The sequence below is a fragment of the Pseudomonas sp. A2 genome (assembly GCF_023100865.1).
GTDB lineage: Bacteria > Pseudomonadota > Gammaproteobacteria > Pseudomonadales > Pseudomonadaceae > Aquipseudomonas > Aquipseudomonas asiatica.
Genome location: NZ_CP039127.1, coordinates 3,022,597 through 3,035,320 on the forward strand (window position 1 = coordinate 3,022,597; position 12,724 = coordinate 3,035,320).

At 60.4% G+C, this 12,724-nt stretch carries 17 protein-coding genes; 11 read left to right on the forward strand and 6 right to left on the reverse strand.

Features of this window, described 5'->3' with window-relative positions:
- The first annotated feature begins 89 nt into the window (after positions 1-89).
- The 10 genes from E5221_RS14095 to E5221_RS14140 all read left to right on the forward strand — a co-directional run bounded on the left by E5221_RS14095 (position 90) and on the right by E5221_RS14140 (position 6,133).
- A complete protein-coding gene (locus tag E5221_RS14095; protein ID WP_247847698.1) occupies positions 90-623 on the forward strand; it encodes a cupin domain-containing protein in 534 nt (177 codons plus the stop codon).
- A 100-nt stretch (positions 624-723) separates the two neighbouring features.
- A complete protein-coding gene (locus tag E5221_RS14100) occupies positions 724-942 on the forward strand; it encodes a hypothetical protein (protein ID WP_013972583.1) in 219 nt (72 codons plus the stop codon).
- A gap of 18 nt (positions 943-960) precedes the next feature.
- On the forward strand, positions 961-1,257 hold the full coding sequence (locus tag E5221_RS14105; protein WP_247847699.1) for a hypothetical protein: 297 nt from the start codon (positions 961-963) through the stop codon (positions 1,255-1,257).
- Positions 1,257-1,970 carry a DUF72 domain-containing protein gene (locus tag E5221_RS14110; protein ID WP_247847700.1) on the forward strand — a complete coding sequence of 238 codons (714 nt, stop codon included), beginning with the start codon at positions 1,257-1,259 and terminating at the stop codon, positions 1,968-1,970. Before E5221_RS14105 ends, E5221_RS14110 begins: the two co-directional genes overlap by 1 nt.
- A 112-nt stretch (positions 1,971-2,082) precedes the next feature.
- Positions 2,083-2,379, forward strand: coding sequence for a DUF6555 family protein (locus tag E5221_RS14115; RefSeq protein ID WP_024087113.1), 297 nt, complete (start codon positions 2,083-2,085; stop codon positions 2,377-2,379).
- Positions 2,380-2,490: 111 nt separating this feature from the next.
- The gene (locus E5221_RS14120; protein ID WP_061551483.1) at positions 2,491-3,015 is read left to right on the forward strand and encodes a hypothetical protein; all 525 of its coding nucleotides are present in this window, start codon (positions 2,491-2,493) and stop codon (positions 3,013-3,015) included.
- Positions 3,016-3,256: 241 nt separating this feature from the next.
- Positions 3,257-3,844, forward strand: a complete 588-nt coding sequence (locus E5221_RS14125) for a hypothetical protein (protein ID WP_247847701.1) — start codon at positions 3,257-3,259, stop codon at positions 3,842-3,844.
- Positions 3,844-4,272: a phage holin family protein gene (locus E5221_RS14130; protein WP_247847702.1), complete on the forward strand. Its 429-nt coding sequence runs from the start codon at positions 3,844-3,846 to the stop codon at positions 4,270-4,272. The genes E5221_RS14125 and E5221_RS14130 overlap by 1 nt, the downstream gene beginning before the upstream one ends.
- Positions 4,269-5,075, forward strand: a complete 807-nt coding sequence (locus E5221_RS14135; RefSeq protein ID WP_247847703.1) for a DUF3618 domain-containing protein — start codon at positions 4,269-4,271, stop codon at positions 5,073-5,075. Before E5221_RS14130 ends, E5221_RS14135 begins: the two co-directional genes overlap by 4 nt.
- An 83-nt stretch (positions 5,076-5,158) precedes the next feature.
- Positions 5,159-6,133: a LysR substrate-binding domain-containing protein gene (locus tag E5221_RS14140; protein WP_247847704.1), complete on the forward strand. Its 975-nt coding sequence runs from the start codon at positions 5,159-5,161 to the stop codon at positions 6,131-6,133.
- A gap of 49 nt (positions 6,134-6,182) precedes the next feature.
- On the opposite strand, the gene E5221_RS14145 is transcribed toward E5221_RS14140, so the two are convergent.
- The 3 genes from E5221_RS14145 to E5221_RS14155 all read right to left on the reverse strand — a co-directional run bounded on the left by E5221_RS14145 (position 6,183) and on the right by E5221_RS14155 (position 8,994).
- The gene (locus E5221_RS14145) at positions 6,183-7,190 is read right to left on the reverse strand and encodes a zinc-binding alcohol dehydrogenase family protein (RefSeq protein ID WP_247847705.1); all 1,008 of its coding nucleotides are present in this window, start codon (positions 7,188-7,190) and stop codon (positions 6,183-6,185) included.
- A 221-nt stretch (positions 7,191-7,411) separates the two neighbouring features.
- The gene (locus tag E5221_RS14150; protein ID WP_247847706.1) at positions 7,412-8,176 is read right to left on the reverse strand and encodes an SDR family NAD(P)-dependent oxidoreductase; all 765 of its coding nucleotides are present in this window, start codon (positions 8,174-8,176) and stop codon (positions 7,412-7,414) included.
- A gap of 20 nt (positions 8,177-8,196) precedes the next feature.
- A complete protein-coding gene (locus E5221_RS14155; protein ID WP_015270283.1) occupies positions 8,197-8,994 on the reverse strand; it encodes an SDR family oxidoreductase in 798 nt (265 codons plus the stop codon).
- A gap of 106 nt (positions 8,995-9,100) precedes the next feature.
- On the opposite strand from E5221_RS14155, the gene E5221_RS14160 reads away from it, so the two are divergent.
- Complete coding sequence (locus E5221_RS14160) at positions 9,101-10,054, forward strand: GlxA family transcriptional regulator (protein ID WP_247847707.1); 954 nt, start codon at positions 9,101-9,103, stop codon at positions 10,052-10,054.
- A 45-nt stretch (positions 10,055-10,099) separates the two neighbouring features.
- Here E5221_RS14160 and E5221_RS14165 read toward each other — a convergent pair whose 3' ends face one another.
- From E5221_RS14165 to E5221_RS14175, 3 genes are all read right to left on the reverse strand, one after another.
- Positions 10,100-10,477, reverse strand: coding sequence for an NUDIX domain-containing protein (locus tag E5221_RS14165; RefSeq protein WP_247847741.1), 378 nt, complete (start codon positions 10,475-10,477; stop codon positions 10,100-10,102).
- A 66-nt stretch (positions 10,478-10,543) separates the two neighbouring features.
- Positions 10,544-10,858, reverse strand: a complete 315-nt coding sequence (locus E5221_RS14170) for a hypothetical protein (RefSeq protein WP_061551487.1) — start codon at positions 10,856-10,858, stop codon at positions 10,544-10,546.
- 212 nt (positions 10,859-11,070) lie between these two features.
- Positions 11,071-12,675, reverse strand: coding sequence for a hypothetical protein (locus E5221_RS14175; protein ID WP_247847708.1), 1,605 nt, complete (start codon positions 12,673-12,675; stop codon positions 11,071-11,073).
- Between the last annotated feature and the right edge of the window lie 49 nt (positions 12,676-12,724).

Sequence of the window (12,724 nt, forward strand, 5' to 3'; positions counted from 1 at the left end):
GGAAAGTTTCAAGCGTGTGCGCACTGGTCTACCGACTGGAACCTTGCATGAGCCATCGGGTTCGCAAGTGAACGGACAACAGGATCAGGATGCTCGACATGAATGCGACAGACACTGCGGGTGCCACCGTGCAGACCTTGTATGTCAAGGACGACGGTGCAACGCCGAACAGCCGTTTCCCGGTATTGCTGTACCGCTTGCAACTTAACCCGTCGCAAGACTGCGCCAGTGCCTTCGAGGCGCTGTTCACCGCACACCAGTGGGTGCCGCTGTGGCGCGGTGGGATCTTCGATTACCATCACTTTCACCCCAATGCTCATGAAGTTCTGGGCGTCGCATGCGGCCGGGCGCGGGTGACGTTGGGCGGCGAAGCGGGGCAGACAATAAGCGTGAAGTGCGGCGACGTACTGGTACTGCCGGCAGGAACTGGCCATCGCTGCGTCGAGAGCAGCGATGATTTTCTGGTGGTCGGCGCCTATCCCAAGGGGCAGGAAAACTACGATATCCAGCGGCCAGAAAGCGCAGCGCACCAGCAGGCGCTGGCGCGAATCGCTTCCGTGCCCGACCCCGCACAAGACCCGGTCAACGGCACGCGTGGCGTCCTGATCACCGCCTGGCGATGAGTTCCTGAGCCGGTCGTCGTCGCTGCTGAACGGCTGCACTCAAGCCAGGATCAATCGAGCTGAGTCGTCCGATTTCATTCAGCCAGCAGGAGTTACAGCGATGGCCCAGTACCTGTACCTGATCAGCTACATCCTCGACAACCAACCCGGCACCTGCGAGTTGCGCAGCGACCAGGAGGACCTGAGCCGCGAAGCAGCGCGCGATTACCTCCAGGGCCTGCACCGCAACGAAGCGTCATCTTTCACTGACGTGCAAGTGCAGCGTCTTGAGCACGACCATGAGCCAGGCACGTCGCCGGGGCATTATCAGCAACCATGAAAAGGTGAGGGCTGGCAGATGAAACGAAGAGGTGAAACCTACAGACAGTGGTGCGACCCGATCCTGCACCATCAGACCCACGAGGAAACGCTCGGCACCGGCACCTGCCTGGAAGTGCAGACGCGCTTGTCACGTACAGGCGCCACGCAGTTGTTCATTGGTGTCTATCGCACCGACGGTTCGGTGCTGTGCGAACGGATCTACGACCAGCGCGCGGGAGAAACCATGAGGCGGGCGCTGCTGTGGGGTGTGGGGTATGCCCGGCGCGTCGCGGGTGAGGGCGAGGCGTTGCGTGGCGAACCGGCCGGTAGCTGATGATTTATCTGGGTTGCGCTGGCTGGAGCTTGTCGAGCCGTTACGTCGAGGCATTTGCGCAGCCCGGCAGCCACCTGCAACGCTACGCCAGCCGCTTCAATGCGGTGGAAATCAACAGTTCCTTCTACCGACCCCATCGCCCCGAAACCTACGCCCGTTGGGCTGCGTCCGTACCAGAGCATTTCCGCTTTGCGGTGAAGGTGCCCAAGGCCATCAGCCATGAGCAGCGGCTCTGCGGGTGCGAGGAGGCGCTGGACAGGTTTCTTGCTCAATGCAGTCAGTTGGGCGACCGCCTGGGTTGCCTGCTGGTACAACTGCCCCCATCGCTTGGCCATGACCCCCAGCATGCGCGACGTTTCTTCGAAAGCCTGCGGCAACGGTATGACGGGCCGGTAGCGCTGGAGCCCAGGCACGCCAGCTGGCAATCGGCGCAGCCGATGCTGGTCGATTTGCGTATCGCCCAGGTTGCCGCGAGCCCGTCGCGCTTCGTTACCGATGCGCAACCGGGAGGTTGGCCGGGGCTGGTCTACTGGCGCCTGCATGGTGAACCAAGGATCTACCACAGCGAGTATCCCGACGAATATCTGCAGCGTCTGGCTGAACACTTGCGGTACAGCCTTGCCGCCGGAGTGCCCACCTGGTGCATTTTCGACAACACCGCCTCCGGTGCTGCGACAGCCAATGCACTGGCTCTGGAGCGGCATTTGCGCTGAGGAAGTGATGGAAGCATGGCGATGGAAAAGAGCGATGACCAACCAGTCAAAATTAATGAATCTTTTTACACGTTGCTCGCTCCATTAGTCTGAATTGGTGAAGGAGAGTGCAATGGCTGGACAGCAGTTGTATGTGATCGAGTACGAGCTTCATGGGGAATTTCGCACCTTCATCATCCGGCTCGAGCGTATGGACAACGCCGAAGCCTGGCACTGGGCAAGTTGCGATGCCGGCGTGGGTATCATTCCACGGTTCGGCCAGCACAAGATCAAGAAGGTCAGCCGGCCGATGGCTGAGCGCTACGGCATCAACAATGTGCGCTGGCGGGTATCGGGCGACGGGCCGGAGTTCGTCGCACCGACCATTGATGTAAAGAAGTTCTCCAATAGCGGTACCGGCAATACCTGAAGCTTGTTGTGCGCAAGCCCTGCCTGAAATCTTCAGGCAGGCTTGCGCTCATGGGTTCGCTTCTCAAGTTTCGAGACACGATCATCCTCACTTTCTTTCAGGAGCCAGCACGTGCCGCGAATCATCACTCCCGCCACCCCTGAACACGAAATCAGTGAGCAGAACGCCCGCATGTTCGGTTCGCCGAAAGAGCGCCTGGATTTCTACCGCTGTGAAATCCAGTACGAGACCAGCATCCTCGCCAACCGCACAGACGCCTATCTTGCCGCGCAGTCGTTTCTGGTGATCGCCTTCGTATCGTCGATGGGTAACCTCAACCAGAGCTGGGGGGAGATGTTCACGCTGGTGGTTCCGCCGTTTCTTGCCTTGCTGGGCGTATTGAGTTCACTCAATGCCTGGCCGGGTATTCGCGCGGCCTACAAGATCATCGAGCATTGGCAAGTGAAACAGAGCCACCTGCTGCGCAGCGAGCCATTGATGGGGCTGGCGTATGACGAATCGCCATTGTTCAGTGAGGCGGAAATTTCAGAGGCCGGGCACCGCAAGTCGTTGTTGTTTTCGCTGCGTACGCCTTGGATATTCCTGGTCTTCTGGATGGTTCTCGGTATCTACGCGGTCTTCATCCAGCTGGCGTGAGCAGCACAGCCGCACCCCGTTACAAGGCGGTGCTGCGATCGTTGTCAACGCTGATTACCGCCACATGCAAAGCCTTTGCTCCGGTACCAGCAACCAAGATTGATTGCGCTATTTTCTTTGGTCCTCCGGACAAATGTCATAGATCACAAACGCTGAACTCCTGCCGCCTTACCTGCGTCCCTCGAATGAATGCCCCAATAAAAGTGGCACTCACCCAACATTCAGCTTCGAGGGCGAAACGATGGACAAGACCAATCAAAGTTCGACATCTCCACCCGGTAGCACCCAGGAGCATGCCTTTATCGATGACGCCGGTGCGCTGCTTGGCGAGGCCAGGCACAAAGGCAGCGAGCAGTTCGAACATTACCGCGATAACGCAGCCGATCAGCTTGATTCGCTCGAGGAAGGTGCGCGTTCGGCGGCAGCTGCACTGCAAGGCAAGGACAGTCTCGGGCTGTCGCAGTACCTGAACCAGGCAGCAGAGTGCGTGGGTGAGTTCGCCGAACAGGTACGCCATGAAAGTGCCGAAAGCCTGCTGCAGCGTGGTGCTCAGTTGGCCAGGAGCAACCCGGCGCTATTCCTGGCCGGTAGCGTCGCCATCGGGTTTGCCGTATCGCGTTTCATGCGAGCCAGCACCAGCCATGAGTCCACCACCCCTGCGTCGTCCGGTGATTGGCAACAGTCCCACCCCGCGCAGCCAGTGCCTGATCGTGGTAGCGACGTATCCACCCGTGAACCTTTCACCCCAATCGACCCAGTCGGCCCTGGTGCAGGCACGCCGGTCAGTGGCAGCCCGTTCGAACGCGATCCACTCAAAGGAGGTGAATGATGAACAAAGAACCCTTGCATACCACCCCGAGCTTGCACACGGCGGAAGACGACGCCGTCGGTGTTGGCGGTTTGTTGCGCCAGCTGATGCGGGAAGTACCGGACCTGTTCACCAAGGAGCTGGCGCTGGCCAAGGCAGAGCTGCAGCAGAACCTCGCCACCCTCAAAGCCGGCACGGCTGCGGTGGCAGCGGGTGCGATCGTGATGCTGGCGGGCTTCGTCATCCTGTTGCTGGCGGCAGTCTACGCCTTGGCGATGGTGCTCGAACCCTGGCTGGCAGCCCTGATCGTGGGCGTGGTCACCTTGGTAATCGGGTTCATCATGTTGCAGTCGGGCAAGAAACGGTTCGAACCCACGCATCTGGCCCCTGACCGCACCTTGCATGCCATGCAGCAGGACAAGGACACGCTGAAGAGGAAACTGCCATGACCACTTCCTTCGAACATGAAGCGCACAAAGACCCGGACTTGCTCGAGCAGGAAATCAACGCCAAGCGCGAGCACATCAGCGATCTGGTGGACGCCCTCGAACAGCGCCTGAGCCCGGGCCAGATGGTCGACCGGGTCCTGGCCTATGCCAAGGGCAATGGCGGCGAGTTCTTCGAGAACCTTGGCACCACCCTCAAGAACAACCCCGTACCCGCAACCCTGACGGTATTGGGCCTGGCCTGGCTGGGCCTGAACCAGAACCGCCCCTTCAACCCCGGGCCTGCGCACCATGGGCCTGGGTTGGGCGAAAAGCTCGGCGACGCGGTGGACACGGTGAAGGGCGCTTTCGCGCAGGCGGGGGAGGCAGTGCACGACGCCAGCCAGAAGGTGCGCATGAAAGCCCATGACATGCGCGATCGGGCCAGCGACCTTGGCAGCGGCGCCCGCGACTCCGTGGGGGCTTCCGCGGATACCGTGCGCCATTCGGCACACAAGGCCGCAGATCAGGCCACGGCACTGAAGGGCCAGTTCGATCACCTGCTTCAGGAGCAACCTCTGGTATTGGCCGCTTTGGGCATAGCGCTGGGTGCGGCATTGGGGGCCGCATTACCCACTACCCGCAAGGAAGACCAGCTGATGGGCGGCAGCAGCGATCGCTTGACCGACACGCTCAAGGCCAAGGGCCGCGAGGTGAAGGCGTCGGTCGAAGAGTCGCTCGATCAGGCGGGTGGTAAAGCGTCGACACAGGCGGAGCGCAAGCCTGGAGACTCCGACCTTTCCTCAGGGTTGGGCTTCAATTCCTGATCCCGCTGGATGTGCGTCGCCGGCCCCTCTGCCTGCGCAGAGGGCTGGCGGCTCATCACGAATGTTGTAGACCCAGGCTGGGAATGGCTGCGCAATGTCGCTACGCTTTGGCCCACGTGCCAGGTCAAGAATTCGCCACAGTGAAGAAAACAGTTCGGTTTGATGATCTTCAGGTCTTCGTCACAACAGCCTTTGCCGGCAGCTTCTCGGCAGCGGCCAGGTTGTTGGATATTTCACCGGCCTTGGCCAGCGGGGCTGTCCAGCGACTGGAAAGCAGCCTGGGTGCCAGGTTGTTCGTGCGCTCCACGAGGCGTTTACGGCTCTCGGATGATGGCGAGCGATATCTGCCCCATGCCCGTCAGGCCTTGGACGCACTGGACGCCGGTGAGGTGGCGCTGACCGAAGGGCGAGATGAGATCGCGGGTACACTTCGCCTGTCCATCCCTTCGGATATTGGCAGGAATCTGTTGCTGCCCTGGCTCGACGATTTCCAGCGGTTGAACCCCAAGGTGACGCTGCAACTGCGGGTCAGCGATCAGGTGGCCGACCTTGTCGGCCAGCAACTGGATGCGAGTATAAGGTATGGGCAACTGGCAGACTCCAGCCTCGTTGCACTGATGCTCGCCCCAGGGAATCGCAGAACGGTCTGCGCCTCACCTCGATACTTGGCACGACATGGGGCGCCAGACGCTCTGGAAGACCTGGGCAGGCATAATTGCCTGCGCTATGTGATGGGCGAGCAGACTTACGAGCGATGGAGCTTCCATTTGCCCGATGGAATCAAGACCGTCCAGGTTACAGGCGACCGCTTGAGCGATGACGCCGATGTCGTTCGGCGCTGGGGTGTTGAAGGATTGGGGATCGTTTACAAATCCAGGCTGGACGTTCTGGCGGACATACGCGCTGGGCGGCTGGTCGAGTTGTTTCCTTGGGATTACGGCCAACCTGCGCCGTTGCAACTGGTGTGCGCTCATCGAACCTCGCTCACACCTGCTGTGCAGGTGCTCAGAGCGTTTCTGGCGGAGCGATTCGAGCAGCTCATCGCTGCTGATGGATAAGCTGACGGGGCTCATGGCCCCGCCTTGGTTACCTTGACTGGATGAATGCTCAGAAGCCTTCCAGGACAATCTTGCCTTTTGCCTTGCCGCTTTCGATCAGGGCATGGGCGCGTTTGAGGTTGCTGGCATTGATGCTGCCGAAGTGCTCGCCAACGGTGGTCTTGATGACCCCTTCGTCGACCAGCGCCGAGACTTTTTCCAGCAGATGGTGCTGCTTGATCATGTCCTCGGTCTGGTACAGCGAGCGTGTGAACATCAGCTCCCAGTGCACCGACAGCGATTTGCGCTTGAACGGCACGACATCAAGATGCTCAGGGTCATCGATCAGCGCGAGCTTGCCCTGTGGGCGCAGGACTTCGAGGATCTGCGCGAGGTACGCATCGGTGTGAGTCAGGCTGATCACGTAATCCACTGGGTTGAGCTGGAGTTGCTCCAGTTGCAGGGCAAAGGATGCCGAATGGTCGATGACGTGATGTGCCCCGAGTTCGCTGACCCAGGCCTGGGTTTCAGGCCGCGACGCGGTACCGATCACCTTGAGCTGGGTACGCTTGCGTGCAAGCTGTACCAGGATCGAACCAACCCCGCCGCCGGCACCGATGATCAGCAGGCTCTTGCCAGCGCCGCCATTTTCCTCAACACCAAGGCGGTCGAACAGCAGCTCCCAGGCGGTGATGGACGTCAGCGGCAAGGCTGCGGCACTGGCATTGTCCAGAGTACGAGGCTTGTGCCCGACGATGCGTTCGTCGACCAGGTGAAACTCGCTGTAAGTGCCCGGGCGGTCGATCGCGCCGGCGTAGAACACTTCGTCGCCAGGCTGGAACAACGACACCTCGGCGCCGACCTCGCGAACGATCCCCACGGCATCCCATCCCAACACCTGGGGATGGGCGCCGCTGCGGCTGGCTCTGACCTTGGTATCGACCGGGTTTACTGCGATAGCTTTGACTTCCACCAACAGGTCCCTGGCGCCGGGCGTGGGTTTGGGCAGTTCGTGCTCGTACAACGATCGGGAATCCTGGATCGGGAGGCCGGGGGTGTCGTAGACGATTGCTTTCATTGGGATGTGACCTTTCAGGTAAACAGTGGTAACAGGCTAATCGTGTCGGCCCCCCTGAAAAACCGGGCTATTGCCGGAACACTTTCCGCGTTTCGCTGAAAATCGGCTAGCTGCCGCCCGGGTTGAAAGGGCTCCCTTGGACCGGGCGGCAGCAATCGGCAGCCTTGTGGTGGAACGTTGCCAACAGACTGCGCAACGTTGTCGGGATTCGGGAATTGGGTTCAGGCAACAGGGATCGGGTTCTCAACCAGCGCCAGGTTGAACTGGTGAATCAGTTCGTGTTCGTTCAGGCCCTGGTTGGCACGCAGCGGGACGACACGATCCACCAGGACTTCCGTGGTTGCGGATTCGAGCTTGACCAAGGTTTCCTGGATAAAATCATCCAGCGGCATGGCGCGCTCATCACCGCTCTTGTGAATCAGATCGGTGTCCACCCAAGGTGGCGCAATTTCCAGTACCTCGACACTGGTGTCACGCAGGCTGAACCGCTGCGACAGTGAGTAGGAGTGGATGGCAGCCTTGGTCGCCGAATACAAGGCGGTGGCCGCCAGCGGCAGGTAGGCCAGAACCGAACTGTTGTTGATGATGCAAGCATCCGGTTGGCGCTTGAGGTGCTCGACGAAGGCTGCGCTGACGCGCACCGGGCCGAGCAGGTTGGTCTGCAGCAGGCTCACTGCTTGTTCGTCGTCGAGGTCCCCGGAAGCCGGATTGTCGAACGGCATGACGCCGGCATTGTTGATGATCACGTTCAATGCAGGATGGCGGCGGATCACATCCTGGGCCACCTCCTTGATCTGCTGCGGATCATTGATGTCCAGGCGCACTGTATCGATCCCCGGGTTGGCCTGGGCGATTTCATCCAACAGTGCCTGACGGCGCCCCGCAACGATCACTTTATTGCCACGTTGGTGGAATGCCTCGGCCAGGGCGCGGCCGATGCCTGAAGTACCGCCGGTAATGAAAATGGTATTTGCGCTAAGTTTCATGATCCGTCTCCTTGTATTGTTCAGTTGGCGTTGTAGCGAGGGGCAAGCTGATTGCTGGACAGCTGGCCGAACAGGGCTTGCCGGCTGGCCTCGTAGCGTTCGAAGGACTTCAGGTCATGCATCGAGGGGATAGAGATCAGTACCTCGTCGTCAAAGTCCTGCAGGGCACCGTCCACCAGGTCCTGGGCCGACATCACGATGCCCGGATCGAGGTTTTCGACCGGCAAGCCGCCGATCTGCCAGAAGTCGGTGGCGGTGGCTCCTGGCAGCACTGCCTGGATCCTTATGCCTTTGTCCGCAAGCTCCTTGTGCAGGGACTGGGTAAATGCGGTGACATACGCCTTGCTGCCTCCGTACACACCATTGAGCAGCTCCGGCGCCAGGCTGACAACGGACGAGATGTTGATCACGGCGCCTTGCGCACGGGCGACAAATCCGGGGATGGCCGCGTAGGTGAGGCGGGTGAGGGCGGTGACGTTGAGGGTGATCATTTCAGCCATGCGCTCGACATCACTTTCCAGCAGGCTGGTGTGGGTGCCTATGCCTGCGTTGTTCACCAGCAGGCTGATACTGGCGTCCTCGCGCAATTTGCGTTCTACCTTGGCCAGGTCATCCGTGTTTGCCAGGTCTGCCGGAAACACCTCCACGTTCTGCCGGGTTTCCGTAGTCAGCCGGCTGGCCAACGTATTGAGGCGCTCCCGGTTGCGGGCCACCAGCACCAGGTCGTAACCCCGACGCGCCAAGCGTTCTGCGTAGATCGAACCGATGCCGGTAGAGGCGCCAGTGATGAGGGCAGTGCCTTTGAATTGCTGCTTCATGGTCATGCTCCGTTGTTGGATGTGGAGCCCATGATGCAGAAGGTCGCCTTTGTCTTAAACGACACATATGGTACGTTTTCAGGACATCCAATGTGGAGCTCCAACCATGCACCGGGTCGGCTATCTCATCACCGAAGGTTTCCAGATCATGTCGCTGGCGACGCAGGCCGTGTTCGAGTTCGCGAACATTGTCGCGGGCGAAACGGTTTACAAGATCCAGAATTTTTCCATCGGCGGCGGCACGGTGCGTTCTTCCCTGGGCATGTACATGGACACGCTGCCGTTGGGCGCTCCTGGTCTGGCTGATACCTGGATGATCACGGGAACCCTGACGCCGCTGACTCCGCCAGGCGAGGAAGTGCTGGCCAGCGTCAGAGGCTTTGTCGATGGCGCTCGACGCACTGCCGGTCTGTGCACCGGCTGTTTCGTGTTGGCCCAGGCAGGCGTGCTGGACAACCGGCGGGCCACGACACATTGGGCCTATGCGAAAAAGTTGCGTGAACTGCACCCGAAGATCGAAGTGGAAGAAGACCGAATCTTCATTGTGGACGGGCAGATCTGGACGTCCGCCGGGATGACCGCCGCCCTGGACATGGCGCTGGGTATGGTGGAAAAAGACCTGGGAACCGAGATGGCCAGGTCAGTGGCACGCAAGCTGGTGATGCATCAGCGCCGCTCCGGAGGGCAATCGCAGCATTCCGAGTTGCTGGCGCTTTCGCCGAAGTCTGATCGGATACAAAACGCCCTGGATTACGCGCGCAAGCATTTGTGCCGTCCATTGAGTGTCGAAGAGCTCGCCGAGTCCGTGCATTTGAGCCCCCGACAATTTACCCGCGTATTCACTGCCGAGACAGGTCAGTCACCTGCCAAGGCTGTGGAAAGCCTGCGTCTCGAGGCTGCCCGCCTGATGATCGAGCAGAGTCGCCACAGCCTGGATGTGGTGGCGAAGGAAACCGGGTTCAGGGACCGTCGGCACATGCGGGAGGTGTTCATTCGCGGTTTTGGTGTCCCGCCTCAAGCCGTGCGAAGAGATGCCCGGCGGGTCGTATTGGTTGAATGACAACGCACGCAGCCCGGTGGATGTGCGCTTTCTTGCTCTGATCCACTACACAGGAAGCAGGTGCTCTCGTTCAAGCAACTCGATGTTGGACGGCTTGACCCGAACTTCGTGAAGCTCTGGGGCAGTGAACCAGCGGCACTCGACTATCTCGTGATCTGCAGCAGGCTTTGCTCCCGCTTCAACAGGCAGCTGATAGAGGTAGTGCTCCTCACCTGCGAGCACGTAATGGTTGAGGAATCGAGCACCATTGAAGGGTAGGCAAGTTTCCTCCATCAGCTCGCGCTGCACTGTATCCAGGTGGTGCTCGCCTGGGTCAATCTTCCCGCCTGGCAACGCCCATTCAGCGCCTTGCTTGCGCACGAAAAGGATGCGTCCTGCTTGCAGGCAAATGACGGTCGAGTGTCGTTCTCTGGCGTTGTTCATCATGCCCCTCCCGTACCATGGAGGTGGCATCAGGGCAGCAATCACCCTGATGCCTGCTGCTGATTATCAGCGCTCTTTATCCCACTGCTGCTGATCATCTGCCTGGTTTTGCTGACCACCCATGCGGTCCTTGTCTTGCAGGTTCTGGTTCTGCTTGTCGGTTGTACCCTGGCCGCCCTGGCTGCCCGTATCACGGGAACGTTCCCAGTCCTTGTTCATCTTGTCCTCAGGTTTTTGGCCGGATTGGCTGCCACCTTGCTGCTGACCGGGCATCCGCCCCCCCGAACCTTGGCCGCCTTGCTGGCCAGCTCCGGCAGTATTGTTGCCCATGCCGGTGTCAGCATTGCCCTGGTTGCCACCTTTGTCTTGATTGTTTGCCATGATCGCTTACCTCGGGTCAGACACAGGAAGATCTGTGTGTACTGTTATGACCGAGGCCCGTTCGCGCGGTATGCAAGGAATATTTGGCTAGCTGACTAAACGCATGAATTTCAGGGGTACGAGATTTTGGTGTGTGAACAGGAAGGTGCCTGAAGGGCAGCGCCATCTGCGAATCCCTGTTCGGGGCGATCGGTGATCGCCCCTTTTACGGTTCAGGGGCGGTCCTTGAGGGTTTCGAAGGCTTTGACGCTTTTGATCAGGCTTTTGTTGCTGGCGGAGCCGGCACTGTTGAACAGGAAAGAGAAATCCGAGGCCAATGACGGGCTGCCGGCAATCGTCGCGTACTGATGGCACTGATTGCAGTCATCACCCTGCACGTAGGTCTCCATGGTGGTGTTGGCCACCGGCACGTTGCCCTGGCTGATGAACGGCCCGTACGACCGCGGCACTTGCGCGTTGGCGCCCGGTTCCGGGCTGGGCGGATTGGGGGCGAGGGTCCAGAGTACGTTGATCAGCTTGTAGTACTGAAACACCGACTTGCCTTGGCTGTGCTGCGCGAAGTTGGCTTGTACCGCGCTGTTGAGGGCTTGCAGGTCGCCGGGCACGGGGTGTACGCGGGTGGTCTGTACCGGCTGGTCGCGTGGGAAGAGATCGGTGCAGTCCTTGTCGGGATGCGTTTGCTTGCACTGGATACGGGCTTGGTTCGGTGTGCACTCGGGGCCGTCGCCACAGTCAGGGTTGTTGAAGGCAAACCCGTTTGGCGGGGTTTGTTGCGGCGGGACCTGGGCCGGTTCGGGCACGTTGTCCACCTGCTCGAAGGTGGTCCAGATGAAGTTGGGCGAAGCCTGGGTCTTGTTGATGATATGCAGGCCCACCAGCCCCACCACCTCCTGGGTGCACTCCAGCGTGTCGGGGCGTTTGAGCCAGGCGACGGTAGTCAGGTAGCGCCCGAACAGCTCGGGTTTGCCGGTCAGCACCCGCCAGGCGGCCTTGAGCTCGATCGCGCCCAGTTGCTCCTGTGGCACTGGGGAGGTCGGCAGTGAGCGCATCGGTTCGCCGATGGGCAGCGACAGGCCCTCCGGTGTCTGGCCGTCGAGGTTTTGCGCGACCTTCAACTGGTTGGCAGCGTCGTAGAGCCCCTTGTCGACGATGTAGTCGAACTCGGCCTTGCCCACCTTGCGCTCAAAAAATACCAGTTTGCCCGCCTGGTCCGTCAGCCAGCCGCCGGACGCCTCCATGACCGGGTCGGGAATGGACGCAAGTGTCCCGGTCGACAGGTGGAAACCGTGCAAGGCATTGATCGCGCCTTCGGAGGTGGCGTTCATGAACTTGCGTGCGCCCACCTTGAGCGCCTTGAGGCTACCCTGGGTGCTGCAGCCGGACGGCACCAGGGTTTGCACGCCCCAGCCGGTAGGCGTGGGTGCGCCGGGCAGGAAGATGTCGTTGGCGTCCTTGTAGCTGGCCCATACCGGGGCCACGCTCATGGGCTGACCCGGTGCAGAGGGGACCCCGAACTGCGCCAGCGTGCTTTGCATGTCGGGTTCACCCGCCAGGCTGGCGGTGGCTGGCCAACCGGGGTTCACCGGCCAGTTCAAGGCAATGAACAACTGCCAGCCAAAGCAGTTCATGAACGCCTGGCTGGTGGCATTGAAGTTGTTGACCGGCAGGAATCCCCCGCTGGCCGGGTTGAACACCAATTGCTTCTGTACACAGGTATCGGCGTCCGACAGCGTGGCCGCCGTGGCGGGTTGCGGGGTCGACAGGCACAGTAGAATGCCGCACAGCAGCGACAGAAGACTCAAGCGTGACCTGGACATCATTGCGCTCCTTGCAAGCTGTGAAGCCGCACCCGAAGGTGCGGCGGTA

Bases quoted from the DNA above. Each gene is read 5' to 3' on its own strand.
- E5221_RS14095 (WP_247847698.1), top strand. From the start codon at position 90: ATGCTCGACATGAATGCGACAGACACTGCGGGTGCCACCGTGCAGACC.
- E5221_RS14100 (WP_013972583.1), top strand. From the start codon at position 724: ATGGCCCAGTACCTGTACCTGATCAGCTACATCCTCGACAACCAACCC.
- E5221_RS14105 (WP_247847699.1), top strand. From the start codon at position 961: ATGAAACGAAGAGGTGAAACCTACAGACAGTGGTGCGACCCGATCCTG.
- E5221_RS14110 (WP_247847700.1), top strand. From the start codon at position 1,257: ATGATTTATCTGGGTTGCGCTGGCTGGAGCTTGTCGAGCCGTTACGTC.
- E5221_RS14115 (WP_024087113.1), top strand. From the start codon at position 2,083: ATGGCTGGACAGCAGTTGTATGTGATCGAGTACGAGCTTCATGGGGAA.
- E5221_RS14125 (WP_247847701.1), top strand. From the start codon at position 3,257: ATGGACAAGACCAATCAAAGTTCGACATCTCCACCCGGTAGCACCCAG.
- E5221_RS14130 (WP_247847702.1), top strand. From the start codon at position 3,844: ATGAACAAAGAACCCTTGCATACCACCCCGAGCTTGCACACGGCGGAA.
- E5221_RS14135 (WP_247847703.1), top strand. From the start codon at position 4,269: ATGACCACTTCCTTCGAACATGAAGCGCACAAAGACCCGGACTTGCTC.
- E5221_RS14140 (WP_247847704.1), top strand. From the start codon at position 5,159: ATGGCTGCGCAATGTCGCTACGCTTTGGCCCACGTGCCAGGTCAAGAA.
- E5221_RS14145 (WP_247847705.1), bottom strand. From the start codon at position 7,190: ATGAAAGCAATCGTCTACGACACCCCCGGCCTCCCGATCCAGGATTCC.
- E5221_RS14150 (WP_247847706.1), bottom strand. From the start codon at position 8,176: ATGAAACTTAGCGCAAATACCATTTTCATTACCGGCGGTACTTCAGGC.
- E5221_RS14155 (WP_015270283.1), bottom strand. From the start codon at position 8,994: ATGAAGCAGCAATTCAAAGGCACTGCCCTCATCACTGGCGCCTCTACC.
- E5221_RS14160 (WP_247847707.1), top strand. From the start codon at position 9,101: ATGCACCGGGTCGGCTATCTCATCACCGAAGGTTTCCAGATCATGTCG.
- E5221_RS14165 (WP_247847741.1), bottom strand. From the start codon at position 10,477: ATGAACAACGCCAGAGAACGACACTCGACCGTCATTTGCCTGCAAGCA.
- E5221_RS14170 (WP_061551487.1), bottom strand. From the start codon at position 10,858: ATGGCAAACAATCAAGACAAAGGTGGCAACCAGGGCAATGCTGACACC.
- E5221_RS14175 (WP_247847708.1), bottom strand. From the start codon at position 12,675: ATGTCCAGGTCACGCTTGAGTCTTCTGTCGCTGCTGTGCGGCATTCTA.